Raw genomic sequence first — 14,905 nt, forward strand, 5'->3', positions numbered from 1 at the left:
GTATAGCGCCTATAACTTGCTATGGAAGACCAGCACCGGCAGCGGCGCATGGAGCACCATCTTTTTGGCCAGACTAGGGCTGAACAGCGAATCAAAAGTATTTCGCTCCCGAGTGGTGAGGGCCAGCAGGTCTACGCCTTCGCTCTGTGCGAAGTCCTGCAGGGACTCGGCCACATCGCTGCCTTCCAGCAGGGCATAACGGATGTTGTTTTCGGGGGAGCCGTGCTGCAGTTTCTGTTGCAGTTCCAATAGTCTCTCGCGGTCTTCCTCCGGGTCATCGGAAATGTGTACACAGTAGATCATGGGTTGCAGGTGCTGCAACAGTTTGCGGAGCTGTTCTATGTCCGAGGCATCTGTTTTGCCGAAGTCGGTGGCGTAAAGCACTTTGCTAACCGTAGCGCCCTCGTACTGATTGGGTACTGTCAGGACGGGTACGCTGGTTTCTTCGATTACCTTGGTCGACACGGTGCCAAATACGGCACGCCCAATACTTGACTCCCCTTTGGTGCTCATCACGACCACCACAGGTCGGAAGCGCTCAATCTGCTCGAGTATCTCCTCCTCGGGCAGGCCATGGATAAACGACCGCTCTATGTGCAAGGTATGGCCCGCAGCCCGTGATCTGTGCAGCAGGTCTTTGTATAGCTCATCCAGTTGCTGCTGCGCCTCCAGTTCGTTGCGGTGCAGTACCCGATCTGTTATTTGCTCAGAAGGCGTCATGCCGGCGGCGCTGTTAGGAATAAGGTCATCGTCTACCAGGTAATCCTGAAAGCAGTGCAGGAGCAGCAGCTTGGCATCGGGCACCGATGCGGCGAGTTGCAGGGCATAAAGGCAAGCCTTGTGAGAGCCTTCCGAAAAATCAACGGGAATCAGGATTCGAAACATGGTGTGCAGGATGTGGGTTGGGAAATATATACGTGCCTCCTGCCCGGTTAGTCTATCCCGTTTTGGCCACAAACCCTGGAGTTAGGCTGCATAAAATAGGATACAACCGACGCTCTCCCGGGATATTCTAAATTTTTCGGTTAATTTGTGACCTGATAACCCTTCACCATGCCGAAACGCATCGTTTTTTACTTCATCGGATTTGTGCTGCTGGCATCGCTGGTCTACTATGGCTTTAGCAGGTGGCAGGACACCCGACAGCAGGTGGACCTATGGACGCTGGTGCCCCACAACGCCGCTTTTGTAGTGGAGACCAACAACCACAGCGAGCTGGTGAGCCACCTGCGGGAGACAGAGCTATGGGAGAGCTTTTCGGTGCTGCCCGTCGCACAGCGTTTTCAGGAGAACATGTCCATGCTCGACAGTGTGGCCCCCGGTAGCCAACGGTTGGAGCGGTTCCTGGACAAGAAGAACATCCTCACCTCGGTACATGTACTGGGCAAGTCTGAGGTGGAGTTCGTGTACTATATACCTGTGGTATCGGTGGGAGAACACCGTTTTTTGCGCACCCTTACCGAGAACATTGTCAAGAGCGTTATTTTTAAAGAAGAGACGCGTGAATACCAGGGCTTTCTGCTCACCGATATCACCAATACCCAGTTTGGGACCGGATTCACCTATTTTTCCTATCACAACAACATCATCCTGAGTGCTTCACCCGTGTTGGTGGAGGAGATCGTGCGGCGTATCAACAGAGGCAACCTGAGCTCCATCGCCTCGGATTTCAAGAAAGTGAACTACCTTGGGCAGCCAGACGTGTACGCCAACGTGTTTGTGAACTACCGTGCCATGCCCGAAATTCTGGGGCTGTTTCTGAAAGAAGAACTGATGCCGCAGGTACGCTACCTGAGCAGCTTTTGCCGCAATGCCATGCTGGAGCTCAAGATGGACCGCAACAAGCTTTTCCTGAATGGGTTTTCCAACCCGGAAACACTGGAAGGGTCTTTCCAGTCGCAGCTGAAACCATCGGCCCCCCGGGCGCTGGAAATCAAACAGCTGTTGCCTACCCGCACGGCAGTGCTGCTGCATTTAGGGGTGAGGGAGGTGTCGCGGCTGCGAGATGCCGCCCGCGGGAAGGGCGATGTTTACAGCACAGTTCTGGATAGCCTGGCCCGGTCGTTCAACCAGGAAGTTGCGCTGGCCTATATGGAGTCTTATAACATGAACACCAGCCCCGAGAAGATTGCGATAGCCCGCATGGCGAGCCCCTCCAAAACCGGCGCTTTGCTGAAAAAACTCGGAGAGCAACTCGGAAAAGAGCAACGGCAGAAAACGTACTCGGAGCAGTACGGAAACTATACCTTACAACTACTTGACCTGGAGGATATTCCAGCCCGTCTGTTCGGAGAAATGTTCACTGGCTTTGAGCAGAGCTATGTGCTGCAACTGGATAACTACGTGGTGTTTGCGCCCGAGTCGGCTACCTTACGCGCCCTGATTGATGACATAGCGGTAGGAGAAGTGTGGGGACGTTCGGTTGCGCAGAAATCATTTTTAGAGGAAACACTGCAGGAGGGCAACTTCAGCCTATACCTGAACACCGTGAATGCCTGGTATATCCTGAACCGCTACGTGCAGGAGGAAAACCGGGAGGACCTGCTGCAAAACTCCAGCCTGATCCGGCGGTTTAACCAGGTGAGCCTGCAGTTTGCCAAAGCGGAGAATCAGTATTACACCAGTTTTCTGTTCAGAAGGCAGGAGCGTTTTTCTGCCACGGGTCAGGGAGGTTATGTAGAGGAGGTGAGTATACCATTCGCGCAACGCCTTATCTCACAGCCATTCGCCATACAAAACGCCGTGGACAGAAGTCGTGAGATTGTAGTGCAGGACTCGCTTTTGGTGCTGCACAACATTACGGCCACCGGCAGCCGTGGTTGGACAGATTCTCTGCAAAGCCAGGTGCGGGGCAGTATACAACAGGTGGAGTTGGGCAACGACAATAAGTTGCGGTATGTTTTTGCGACTACCTCCCGTATTCAGGCCATCGACAACCAGGGCCTAGACCTGGAGCACTTCCCCTTCAATGTGGGCGATACCCTGCGGCTGCAACGGTTGGCGGTGTTCGATTATGAGAAAAACCGGAACTACCGCTTTTTGGTGGACGATGCCTTGGGCAACCTGTATATGTACGACACCCGGGGCAACGCTATACCTGGCTGGCAACCCCGCCGCATGGATTACAGGCTGGCCGCCACGCCGCAGCACCTGCGGGTAGGGGGGCGCGACGTTATCCTGGTGTTGCTCGAGAATGGTTATATCTATGCATTGAATACCCAGGGCGAAACCTATCCGGGTTTTCCTTTTAGCTTGCGGGTTCCCATTACCTCAGAAGGCATCGCAAAAGTCGGAGCTGACTTGCGCCGCTCGCAGGTAACCGTGGTGACACGATACGGCGATGTGGTGGTGTTCAACCTGCAGGGGCAAATTGTAAGGCGGGAGCAGTTGCCACGGCCAAGCAAAAGCGCCATGTTCGACCTGTTGCCCGATGCCACGGGCCGCTCTTTCGTGATCGTGCGGCAGGACCAGGGCAAGGTGGCCGTTTTCGACCAGGACTTAAAGGAAATGTTTGAGAAGCGCTTTGTCACCTCAGCACCTAAGATCGTGCAGTTCTTTAACTTTGGGGGTGGTAACCAGGTATACGCCATTACCGAAACAGGCCCGCAGAAAACCTACCTCTACGATTCGGATGCCAGCTTGATCGGGGGGCGCTCCCTGGAAAGCAACCAGCCGGTTACGATCCATTACAACGAAGTGGCCAATAACTATACTGTGTATAAGGTATACCGCCGCGAACTGCAGAAGCTGAGTTTCAAACTGCCGAATTAGCCTTCTAAAAGCTCTTAAACCAACCTTTCCTATAAAACATATACAGCTGCACCAGCACCAGCGCGGTCATCAGGAGGATGAGGAGCGGGTAGCTGTAAGGCAGGTATAGCTCGGGCATGCTGAGCCTAAAAGCCTCTCCCGTTTCCGGGTCTTCCCGCGAAAAGTTCATTCCGTACAGACCAGCGATAAAACTCAGCGGAATGAAGATACTCGAAATGATAGTCAGCACTTTCATGATCTCGTTCATGCGATTGCTCACCGTGGACATATAGAGCTCCACCAAGCTGGTTGACATTTCTTTGTGGCTGTCGATCAGGTCGATAAGCTGGATAGTATGGTCGTAGGCGTCGCGGAAGTATACCTTCAGGTTGTCAGGCATCATATCATCTTCCATGCGAAGCAGTTCATTCATTTTGTCCCGCTCGGGCCAGGCGATGCGGCGCAGTTTGATCAATTCATTTTTGAGGTCCAGAATTTCGCGCAAGGTTTGCTTGGATGGCTTGTCCAGTATCTTCTGCTCGAGCTCTTCTATGTAAATCCCGATGGCACCCATCACCGGAAAATAGTAGTCCAGCACCACGTCCAGAATGGCGTAAACCAAATACATGGGTGGCCGATGCCGGATAATGCCTTTGCCAACCCGGATGCGGTCGCGCAGTGGGTCCAGACAGTCTTCGTAGTCGCTCTGCAGCGTGAGAACGTAGTTTGGCCCTGAGAAGACCGAAAGCTGCACATCCTCCAGCGTGTGCTGTTCCTGTGACCAGCGCAGCATGCGGGTGATGATGAACAATCTATCGTCCAGCTCATCGACCTTGGGCCGCTGGTAGTCGTTGATCACGTCCTCCATCTGCAGCGAGTGAATGCCAAAGTCCTGTTTTAGCAGCTCCAGCATGGGCAGGTCGGCATAGCCGCGTATGTCAATCCAGTGGGTGGCCTGCGGTTGCGACTGCACCTGTTGCAGCAGCTCCGCATACGAAGCCAGCTCCTGTTCCCTGAACATCTGCTCGTTGAATGACATCAGGAAGTAGCGGGGTGCGTGCGCCTCGGCAGACACAAACAACGTGCCGGGGCTGGTGCCCAGCTTTCTGTCCAGGATTTTATGACGGGAGCGGTGACGTTTCTTTTTGGCCATGGGGTGATACGGTGTAGCTGTACAAGGTAGTAAAATTTAGAATTGCTTGCTGCTTTAGCTGGCGTGGTGGCTATTTTTGCTTTCTCAACATCATCTGTTTTATAGCTTCGCCTGTGCGGCGGGCACCTACTTTTTTTCTTGACAAAAAAAGTAGGCAAAAAAGTCAAGACGATTTTAAACTCGCTGACCGCTCAAACACAAAATCGTCATTTATGCACATGGCTAATGCCATTGCTTTGTCGCTACCGTGCGAGTATGTATTTCAATGCGTGTCAGTGATATGTGTAGGTAGAGACAAAAACTACAACGCTTCTACCTGTGCATAGGTAGTGAACATAAATTCCCCTCTTTGGATAAGGAGGGGAAGGGATGGTTTGACCCAGTATGGCAAAACAAAGCCTGAAGCTACAGCGCTTATACCTGGGGATTGGCAGCTACAGAAAGTCCCCCTTCGAAGGGGGTAGGGGGATGACAATCGTGCACGAGAATTCCCCTCTTGGGAGGGGCCGGGGGAGGCAAAAAAGCTGGGCTAGGATACCCTACTCAACAACCTCAACCTCAACTCCTTCCACTACCTCCAACTTCCCGCTGACTTCCTCCTGCAACTTCTTGCGTACCTCCAGCGTCATGCGGCAGTCTAGTTCGAATTGCTGTTCTTTTATGCTGAGGTCGTATTCCTTTACCAGGCTCATCACATCGTTCATTTGCGGGTAGGCGAAGTGTACCTGCAGCAGTGCCGTTTCGTGCCTTTCTTCGATCGTGGCGGTAGACAGGGCTTCGGCAGCGGCGGTTTTGTAGGCGTGTATCAGGCCACTCACACCCAGCTTGGTGCCCCCGAAATAGCGGATGACGACCACTAGCACATTGCTCAGGTCCGCGGACCGGATCTGGCCCAGGATCGGGTCGCCAGCGGAGTGGTTGGGCTCGCCGTCGTCGTTGGCGCGGTAGCGGCTTTTGTCGGCCCCCAGGCTGTAGGCATAGCAGTGGTGGCGGGCATCATAGTATTGTTTCCGCAGGCCTGCCAGTATTTCTTTCACCTCTTCTTCGGAGTAAACCGGGTAGGCCAGCGCAATAAATTTGCTGCCTTTCTCTTTGTAGAGTCCTTCGGAAGGTTCGGCTATGGTGCGGTAGGTGTCTTCCATTGTGCTTAAAACAAATTGGCGGCTATCTCCTGGTACGAAAGCAGCACCAGCGCCAGTACGGCTATACCTAAGCCAACCAGGTTGAGTGCGCTCAGTTTCTCGCGGAACACCAATACGGCCCCCAATGCGCCAGTCATGATAATACCGATGTTGTTAACGGGGTATAGAAACGCGCCATCGTTGCCAAAAGCCGAGAGTGCCTTGATCAGGAAAAAGATAGAGAAATAATTTGGAATGCCCAGCACAATGCCCGCCCAAATGCTTCTGGCCCGGAACACGGTCTTTCGCATCAGCAACATATAACCCAGCACCACTATACCTAATACGGCAGAGGCGGTGAAGGTGAGCATGGTGAACTGGCTGGCCTCATGCGCCTGCAGGTGGTACTCGTTCACGTAGTTGATGAGCGAATCGGCAAAGCCACTGGCCAGGAAAATGATAAAGGGCAGCCCGAGTGCAAGCAGCCTCGGCGTGCGCTTGTCACCCACCTCGCCGGGGCGGACCGAGGATAGGACAATGGCCACCAGCGCCAGCGCCATGCCCAAGTAATTGACGAAGGTATAGTCTTTGAGGCTGCTTTTGAGTACCAGCAGGCTGAAGAGCACCGGGATGACGAGCGAAATCTTGGCGGCGACCGAAGCGGCTGTTACACCCACTTTTTGGGTGGTGATGGCAATGAGGTAAAAGGCCCCGATGAAGATGGCCCCCAATATGAGCGCGTAGATGGCCCAGGGTTTTTGGAGCACCTGTGGCTGCAGTACATCCGTGCCGCCAGGAAAGGCCAGCCCGACCAGCACACAGGTAATGTAGTTTACAGCAATGCCCTGAAAGGTATGGACATTGAACCGCTCGTAAAGCTTGAAGATGAAAATCAGGGAAGCGCCGGAAAGTACGCTCAGAATCAGGTATAGCATAAGGTATAAGTATGGGCAGACAGCCCACCGCAACTGCAAATTTAACGGAACTGCGGGCATGGGCAAAGGCAGGCGGCAATCTATCGGCACATTCCAACTAAAATGCTTTAATTTGTGATTGCACTAACATTGTAGATTTGTCAGCTATACCTTACCTGTTGCAGTTTACCGAAGTTGGAAGCGAAGCCATTGGGTATATCGCCTCCACGCAATACGCACGGCACGTGCCGTTTAAGATAAAGCGTGTGTTCTGGACCTACGGCACCCCGCAGCAGGTGCAGCGGGGGCAACATGCCAACAAAGCAACCGAAGAGGTATTGGTCGCCCTGACAGGCAGCATTACGGCAGAGACGGACAACGGAAAAAACAGACAAACATTCGTGCTGGACGCACCAACCAAAGGACTGTACATACCGGCCATGTGCTGGACTAACCTGCAGTTTTCGGAAGGGACCATCGGCCTTTGCCTGGCTTCCACTGATTTCGACGACGCCGACTATATCCGCGATTATGCGGTCTTCCAACGGATGGCTACGCATATTGCACTCTGATCTATACCTGTTTAAATGACCTCATTTGCCGTACCTTTTTTTGCTTTCAGAGACTTCCCCGCAGGTATCAACCGCGAGGTAGAGCAGGCTTTGGTACGGGCGGCTGCAAGTCAGCATTACATATTGGGGGAGGAGGTCGAAGCTTTTGAGCAGGAACTGGCCACTGCCTTGGGCACAGGTATGGCTATTGGTGTGGGCAACGGCTACGATGCGCTGGTCGTGGCGATGAAGTCGGCAGGTATAGGCCCCGGCGATGAGGTGATCGTGCCGGCCAATACCTTTATCGCGACCGTAAATGCAGTGGTGCAGGCAGGGGCTATACCTGTGCTGGCCGAGCCTGATCCGTATACCTGCAACCTCACAGCAGGAGCGGCAGCGGCTGTACTCACCAAGAAAACAAAAGCCATTATACCGGTGCACCTCTACGGGCAAGCCTGCGAAATGGCGGATTTCATGCAACTGGCGCAGAAACACAACTTCATCCTGATAGAAGATTTTGCGCAAGCACAGGGTGCAAGCTACGGTGGCCAATCTGTTGGGAGTTTCGGGAAAATAAACGCGACCAGCTTTTATCCGACCAAAAACCTGGGGGCTCTGGGCGATGGCGGTGCCGTGGTCACATCCGATGCTGCACTTGCCGCCTTTGCACGGATGTACCGCAACTACGGCCAGGAACAGAAGTATCACAACAAGATTGTCGGCATCAACTCCAGGCTCGACACGCTGCAAGCCGCCGTGCTGCGGGTAAAGCTCCGTTACTTAAATCAGCTGAACAGCGAGCGACAACGGCTGGCGCAGGTATACCAGAACGAATTGCAAGGTATAGTTGGACTTATTTTGCCTGTCACGGCTCCTGCTTGCACGCATGTTTACCATATTTTCAATATCCGGACCAGCCAGCGTGACAAATTGCAGACGTGGTTAGCAGCGCAAGGTATACAGACCGCTATCCACTACCCGGTGCCGGTGCATTTGCAGGAGGCTTATGCCTTTCTGGGTTACCAGCCAGGCAGTTTTCCGGTAGCAGAAGAGTTGGCCGCGACTAGCCTCAGCCTGCCTTTGTTTCCAGGGATGACAGCAGCAGAACAGCAGCAGGTCATCAGTTCCATTCACACATTCTTTAAAGTCCATGGCTGATACTGTTGCTTTGCCGCTTGTTTCGGTCATCTGCCTTTGCTACAACCACGAGCGCTTCATTGCCGAGGCACTCGACTCGGTGCTGGCCCAGACGTATCCTAATCTGGAGATCATTATTGTCGACGACTGCAGCACCGATCATAGTGTGGAAATCATGGAACCGTATCTTCGGGAATACCCGCAGCTTACTTTTATCAGCACGGGCACCAACTTAGGCAATACCAGGGCTTTTAACATGGGCTGGCGTGCGTCAAAAGGGGCTTTTATCATCGATTTTGCCACCGACGATGTGCTGTTGCCCGACCGCGTAGAAAAGCAGGTGCAGGCATTTCTGAAACTGGACGAAAGCTACGGCGTTGTCTATTCCGATGCTGAGTACGTGGACGATAACACCAAGCACATCGGGTTTCACTGTGTCCGTAACAAACAAGGCGAGGTGATTTCTTTTGCACCTTCCGGCGATATTTTCAAGCACCTGCTGGGGCGCTACTTCATCTGTCCGCCTACCATGATGATGAGGCGCACGGTACTGGATGAACTGGGTGGCTACGACGAAACACTGGCTTACGAGGACTTCGACTTCTGGGTGAGATCCTCCCGAAACTATAAGTACTTTTTTCTGGGCGACGTCACTACAAGACGGCGTGTGCATGCCCGTTCGCTCTCGCAGCAGTGGTATAAGCCCGGCAGCCTGTTAGTCGCCTCTACTGTAACAGTATGCGAGAAAGCAGCCCGTTTGGTCCGGACACCGGAAGAGAAGCAGGCCCTCACCAAAAGGCTGCGCTACGAAGCGCGGCACTCCTACCTGACAGGCCACTACCAACAGACAGAACGCTTTTTGGAGCTGATGCGAAAACACGCCGGCTTAGGTCCTGTATACCAGACAATCAGACTACTCAACAAATACAAAATTAACCTGGGTTTCCTGCGTAGGGTATATCAAAGCCTTCGGAATAGGCTGTAGAATTGCACTCTTTGGCGGACTTGCTAGACAATCCCATTATAAGTAAAACTGTTTCAAATTTTTACGTAAGAAAGATTTACTATTAATCTGAAACTCCCTTTTTTGCAGCAAGTTAACTAATTGCATTGCCTTAAAGCGAATTTTATTAATAATGCTTATATTTGAAGTTCAATCTCTTAAAACAATATAATGATTACAGCTGTTGCCTCCCGTATCGAAGTTATGAAATGGATGGAAGACTTTGTCCAGGAAAAAATGACAGAGTTTCTGAAATCCGTGGAAGATAGCTGGCAGCCTGCCGACCTGCTGCCCGATGCCCGCATGGAGAACTTCTTTCAGGAAATAAAGAACCTGCAGGAACGTGCCCGTGACCTTTCCTATGATCTGCTGGCTGTGCTGGTAGGTGATACCATTACAGAAGAAGCCCTGCCGACTTACGAAAGCTGGCTGATGTCCATTAAGGATGTGCCTCAGAACGAGGAGAGTCCCTGGATGAAGTGGAACCGCGCCTGGACTGCAGAGGAAAACCGCCACGGTGACTTGCTGAACAAATATCTATACCTGACCGGACGTGTCAACATGCGTGAGATGGAGGCCTCTACGCAGTATCTGATTGCCGACGGATTTGATCTGCAGACAGATAATGATCCGTACCGGGCTTTCGTTTACACCAGCTTCCAGGAAACAGCTACCAATCTGTCGCACCGCCGTGTTGCCCAGATCGCCAAAAAGCAAGGCGATGGTATGCTGGCGAAACTTTGCGGTTACGTAGCTTCTGATGAGGCCCGTCACGCAAAAGCTTACAAAGCGTTTGTTGGCAAAATATTCGAGGCAGACCCGAACGAGATGATGCTGGCCTTTGAGGACATGATGCGCAAGAAGATCGTAATGCCGGCCCACTACATGCGCGAGCTTGGTGTGGACATGGGCAAGACCTTCGGCCACTTTACTGATGCTGCTCAGCGTATCAACGTGTATACCGCAATGGACTATACCGATATCCTTTCTGACTTGGTAAAGGAGTGGAAGCTGGAAACTGTTACAGGTCTGAACGACGCCGGAGAGCGTGCACGCGAGTATCTGATTGCACTACCGGATCGTCTGAAGCGTGTAGCGGAGCGTATGCGCTCGCCACAGCTGGAGTACAAGTTCCGTTGGATTGACTAATCAGCGAAAGCTATACCTATAAACAAAGGGCAGGTTGCGAAAGCAGCCTGCCCTTTTGTATTTCTTCGTATTAACTGCTTTCAAGGTATAGCAACTTATGTTGTTTTATTGCTTGGCCTGTCCGGCCGGGCACCCCGAAAGCTTTCGGGGCAAAAAAATCAAGTGGCACATCCCGAACTGGTTTCGGGGACTCCCCAAATAGAGGGCCCCTACCCCCACTCGCTGAACGCACAAACAGTGGGTAGTCTTTTTAGTGCACCTGGCAAGTGTAATTTGTTTCATTGCTAATGTGCAAGTTAGTCTATCAATGCGTGCCTGTGATAGTTTGCACCAAAGGAAACAACAGTGCTTATACCTGTAAAATGGTAGTAGCTGAGAAGTCCCCCTTTGAAGGGGGCAGGGGGATGTCAATCATTCACAAATTCACTCCCCCTCCTGTTATGGGGATAGGGCCCCTCGACAGAAGGAGGGGGCCGGGGGGAGGTAACTCCCGTATAAGAACAGATGTGCAAGAACATTCGAAGGCGCAACGTTGTTAGGTTATAAATCAGGAGAAATATGGGAGTAGGGTATCGATTTACAGAGTATGTGCCGCCGCAGGACGATAAGCAGGGCTTCGAGTCGCTGCTGAAGATCTTTCTGCAGTTGGTGATGATCACCTCCGGGGATGTGGCCGAAGCGCTATCTTGGCTGAGTTCGCTGGACAAACAATATGGCCTCACTGGCGATGATTACGGGATAGGCGATTTTATTGAAGACCTCAAGAAGAATGGTTACATCGATGAAAAACCTTTGGAGGAAGGCGTGCTGAAACTCACTGCCAAAAGCGAGCAAAACATACGAAAAAGTGCTTTGGAGGAGATTTTCGGCAAACTGAAGAAAGGCGGCAAGGGGAGCCATGCCACGCCGCAGACAGGCATAGGCGACGAAGCCAGCACCGACCGCCGCGAGTACCGTTTCGGCGATGCGCTGGAACAAATCTCCATGACCGATTCTATCCGCAATGCCCAGATCAACCACGGGCTGTCAGACTTCCGACTCACAGAGCAAGACCTGGAAATAACCGAGACAGAGCACAAAACACAGTCCTCCACGGTGCTGATGATCGATATTTCGCATTCCATGATCCTGTACGGCGAAGACCGTATTACCCCGGCCAAAAAAGTGGCGATGGCACTGGCCGAACTGGTGAAGCAGAAGTACCCAAAAGACACGCTGGACGTGATCGTGTTTGGCAACGACGCCTGGCAGATCGAAATAAAGGATCTGCCATACCTGGAGGTCGGTCCATACCATACCAATACCGTAGCTGGCCTCGAGCTGGCTATGGACATCCTGCGCAAGCGAAAAACACCTAACAAGCAGATATTCATGATTACGGACGGGAAACCGACTTGCCTGAAAGAGGGGTTGCACTACTACAAAAACAGCTTCGGTCTGGATCGCAAGGTGGTGAACAAAACGCTGAACCTGGCCGCCCAATGCCGAAGGATCAAAATACCGATCACCACTTTCATGATCGCGTCGGACCCATACCTGCAGCAATTCGTAGACGAGTTTACCAAAGTGAACAATGGCCAGGCATACTACAGCAGCCTGAAAGGCTTAGGGCATTTGGTGTTCCGTGACTATGGCCGCAACCGGAAGAAAAGCTTTTAAAGTTTGAGAGTTTAGGATTTAAAAAGAGCTTATAACTCAAGGAATTCCCCTCCTCGGAGCGGTTAGGGGTGGGTTAATAACCTCTATAACAATTTAACAATTTAGCCATTCAACCATTTAAGAATGCAATACAAAGACATTCCAACCGAAAACTTACTGAAGATAAAAACACTTGGCCAGCTGCGAGCAGCCGGGTATGAGCCGCAAACTGTGAAGCAGGAGTTGCGCCACAACCTGATCCGCAAGCTGCAGAACAAAGAGGAAATTTTCCCGGGCATCTGGGGCTACGAGGAAACTGTGGTACCGGACTTGCAGCGGGCCATTCTTTCGATGCACCACATCAACTTGCTGGGTTTGCGCGGACAGGCCAAGACCCGTATCGCACGCCTGATGGTGGATTTGCTGGACGAGTACATACCGGTGGTGCAAGGCTCTGAGCTAAATGATGATCCATTGCAGCCACTATCGCGCTATGCCAAAGATCTGGTGCACGAGCACGGCGACGACACGCCCATTGGCTGGATGCACCGTTCCGACCGATATACCGAGAAATTGGCCACACCCGACGTGTCGGTAGCCGACCTGATCGGTGATGCCGACCCTATTAAAGCGGCTACTTTAAAGCTGCCCTATTCTGATGAGCGGGTGATTCACTTCGGATTGATTCCGCGATCGCACCGAGGCATTTTTGTGATCAACGAGCTGCCCGATTTGCAGGCCCGCATACAGGTGGCCTTGTTCAACATTCTGCAGGAAGGCGATATTCAGATCCGGGGTTTCAAGGTACGTTTGCCGCTCGATATTCAGTTTGTGTTCACGGCTAACCCGGAGGACTATACCAACCGTGGTTCCATCGTAACGCCGCTCAAAGACCGCATCGACTCCCAGATCATCACCCACTATCCGAAGTCCATTGAAATTGGCAAGAAGATTACGCGGCAGGAAGCACACATCAAAGAGGAGCAGGAACATCTGGTTACGGCTAACGAACTCATCAGCGACCTGATAGAGCAGGTGGCGTTTGAGGCCCGGGAGAGTGAGTACGTGGATGCTAAGAGCGGCGTGTCAGCACGTCTGACCATCTCGGCTTTCGAGAGTCTGCTGAGCGCTGCCGAGCGCCGTGCCCTGCTGAATGGGGAGAAGTCGACCTACGTGCGGGTAGCGGATTTCCTGAACACCATACCTGCCGTGACGGGCAAAGTAGAATTGGTATACGAAGGCGAGCAGGAGGGGGCAGGCCATGTGGCGCAAGTGCTCATGGGCAAGGCGATTCGTACGCAGTTTCTGAAATATTTTCCTGACCCGGATAAGGCCAAAAAGAACAAAGAAGGCAATCCTTACAAGCAAGTAACCGACTGGTTTGGCGAGGGCAACACGCTGGACATCCTGAACGACGCCAGCACCAGCGATTACAAAAAAGCTCTGCAGCAGGTACCCGGCCTGGCGGACCTGGTAGAAAAATACCAACCAAAAGCAGAGGCCAAAGAAAAGCTATTCCTGATGGAGTTTGCCTTGCACGGACTGGCCGAGCACAGCCAACTCAGCAAAAACCGCCTCAGCACCGGCCTGCAATTCAAGGACCTGCTTAGCGGTATGTTCTCCATGCCGAGCTTTGGCGAGGAAGAGGATGAAGACGACTTTTAGGAGTTTAAAAGTTAGAAAGTTTAGAAGTTAGAAAGTTAAATGCCAGAAGCGCTGTGTGCTGCTTCTGGCATTTTTTGTTGATAGTTCGGAGTGGAGTAACGTAGTACTTAATCGCTTTTGTTGCCATGCTGGAGGTATGTATACAGGTCGCGCCGATGTCCCATTTGCCTTCTGCCTCATGCTGCAAAATTGGCAGGTATACTGAAGTCGTTGGGTGAGGTGAGAAAGCGAATCGTTTTAAAGGTGAGGCGTAGCTAAAACCTAAATTATGCACTTTAATGGCATAAGCTTTTTTTAAGTGCTACAATTTCGGAAATTGCTTAACATGCTTAAGTAGGACTTCCTTCTTATTATCTCTCCCATTGCTATTACAGGAGGTACAAAAATCATGAAGCTCCAAATATCTCCCAATAGCTCAGTCAAACTATATTCTTCACCGATGTAATAGAAGTGGAATCTGTAGTAGATTAAGTCAAAAGCAAAGCTTATTAGTCCACCCAGCACAGCTATTAACAAAACTTTTATAGTTGTTCCATACTTGGCAAATCGTGAAGATGCTAATGGCAAACTATTAAAGTAATTTACAAGTGCTACAAGTATAAAGTAGTTAAACAATATCCATAGAGCGAGCATAATCCAACCAGGAGCTTCTGACAAAGCTAACATCAAAAACAAGCCTTCTCCTTTTGTCAGAACTATAAGTGCTACAAGTTGTGTCACCAAGTGTTGCTTCCCTATTTTCTTCTGGTTTAGAAGGAGTTTCATAATTATAAATTTACCACCAACGGTTAGTACATAAGGTGTGCGAGGTGAAGCCGAAGCCT

At 51.7% G+C, this 14,905-nt stretch carries 12 protein-coding genes; 7 read left to right on the forward strand and 5 right to left on the reverse strand.

The window, feature by feature from the left end:
• Positions 1 to 9: 9 nt before the first annotated feature.
• Entirely contained in the window at positions 10 to 885 is an 876-nt protein-coding gene (locus H9Q13_RS14910; protein WP_191184596.1) for a universal stress protein, read from the reverse strand.
• Positions 886 to 1,053: 168 nt separating this feature from the next.
• Between H9Q13_RS14910 and H9Q13_RS14915 the strand changes: the two genes are divergently transcribed.
• Entirely contained in the window at positions 1,054 to 3,771 is a 2,718-nt protein-coding gene (locus H9Q13_RS14915; RefSeq protein WP_191184597.1) for a PQQ-like beta-propeller repeat protein, read from the forward strand.
• 4 nt (positions 3,772 to 3,775) lie between these two features.
• Here the strand turns inward: H9Q13_RS14915 and corA are convergent, their stop codons facing one another.
• The 3 genes from corA to H9Q13_RS14930 all read right to left on the reverse strand — a co-directional run bounded on the left by corA (position 3,776) and on the right by H9Q13_RS14930 (position 6,959).
• The gene (corA, locus tag H9Q13_RS14920; RefSeq protein ID WP_191184598.1) at positions 3,776 to 4,903 is read right to left on the reverse strand and encodes a magnesium/cobalt transporter CorA; all 1,128 of its coding nucleotides are present in this window, start codon (positions 4,901 to 4,903) and stop codon (positions 3,776 to 3,778) included.
• A 539-nt stretch (positions 4,904 to 5,442) separates the two neighbouring features.
• Positions 5,443 to 6,045: an IMPACT family protein gene (locus H9Q13_RS14925; protein ID WP_191184599.1), complete on the reverse strand. Its 603-nt coding sequence runs from the start codon at positions 6,043 to 6,045 to the stop codon at positions 5,443 to 5,445.
• A 5-nt stretch (positions 6,046 to 6,050) separates the two neighbouring features.
• The gene (locus tag H9Q13_RS14930) at positions 6,051 to 6,959 is read right to left on the reverse strand and encodes an EamA family transporter (RefSeq protein ID WP_224744317.1); all 909 of its coding nucleotides are present in this window, start codon (positions 6,957 to 6,959) and stop codon (positions 6,051 to 6,053) included.
• A gap of 137 nt (positions 6,960 to 7,096) precedes the next feature.
• On the opposite strand from H9Q13_RS14930, the gene H9Q13_RS14935 reads away from it, so the two are divergent.
• The 6 genes from H9Q13_RS14935 to H9Q13_RS14960 all read left to right on the forward strand — a co-directional run bounded on the left by H9Q13_RS14935 (position 7,097) and on the right by H9Q13_RS14960 (position 14,081).
• Positions 7,097 to 7,510, forward strand: a complete 414-nt coding sequence (locus H9Q13_RS14935) for a sugar 3,4-ketoisomerase (RefSeq protein WP_191184601.1) — start codon at positions 7,097 to 7,099, stop codon at positions 7,508 to 7,510.
• Positions 7,511 to 7,525: 15 nt separating this feature from the next.
• Positions 7,526 to 8,647, forward strand: coding sequence for a DegT/DnrJ/EryC1/StrS family aminotransferase (locus H9Q13_RS14940; protein WP_191184602.1), 1,122 nt, complete (start codon positions 7,526 to 7,528; stop codon positions 8,645 to 8,647).
• Positions 8,640 to 9,611, forward strand: a complete 972-nt coding sequence (locus tag H9Q13_RS14945) for a glycosyltransferase (protein ID WP_191184603.1) — start codon at positions 8,640 to 8,642, stop codon at positions 9,609 to 9,611. Before H9Q13_RS14940 ends, H9Q13_RS14945 begins: the two co-directional genes overlap by 8 nt.
• A 189-nt stretch (positions 9,612 to 9,800) precedes the next feature.
• On the forward strand, positions 9,801 to 10,778 hold the full coding sequence (locus tag H9Q13_RS14950; RefSeq protein WP_191184604.1) for an acyl-ACP desaturase: 978 nt from the start codon (positions 9,801 to 9,803) through the stop codon (positions 10,776 to 10,778).
• 558 nt (positions 10,779 to 11,336) lie between these two features.
• Positions 11,337 to 12,437, forward strand: coding sequence for a vWA domain-containing protein (locus tag H9Q13_RS14955; RefSeq protein ID WP_191184605.1), 1,101 nt, complete (start codon positions 11,337 to 11,339; stop codon positions 12,435 to 12,437).
• A gap of 123 nt (positions 12,438 to 12,560) precedes the next feature.
• Positions 12,561 to 14,081: a sigma 54-interacting transcriptional regulator gene (locus H9Q13_RS14960; RefSeq protein WP_191184606.1), complete on the forward strand. Its 1,521-nt coding sequence runs from the start codon at positions 12,561 to 12,563 to the stop codon at positions 14,079 to 14,081.
• Positions 14,082 to 14,375: 294 nt separating this feature from the next.
• On the opposite strand, the gene H9Q13_RS14965 is transcribed toward H9Q13_RS14960, so the two are convergent.
• Entirely contained in the window at positions 14,376 to 14,846 is a 471-nt protein-coding gene (locus tag H9Q13_RS14965) for a hypothetical protein (protein ID WP_191184607.1), read from the reverse strand.
• Between the last annotated feature and the right edge of the window lie 59 nt (positions 14,847 to 14,905).

The organism is Pontibacter aquaedesilientis (genome assembly GCF_014773225.1).
Taxonomy (GTDB): domain Bacteria; phylum Bacteroidota; class Bacteroidia; order Cytophagales; family Hymenobacteraceae; genus Pontibacter; species Pontibacter aquaedesilientis.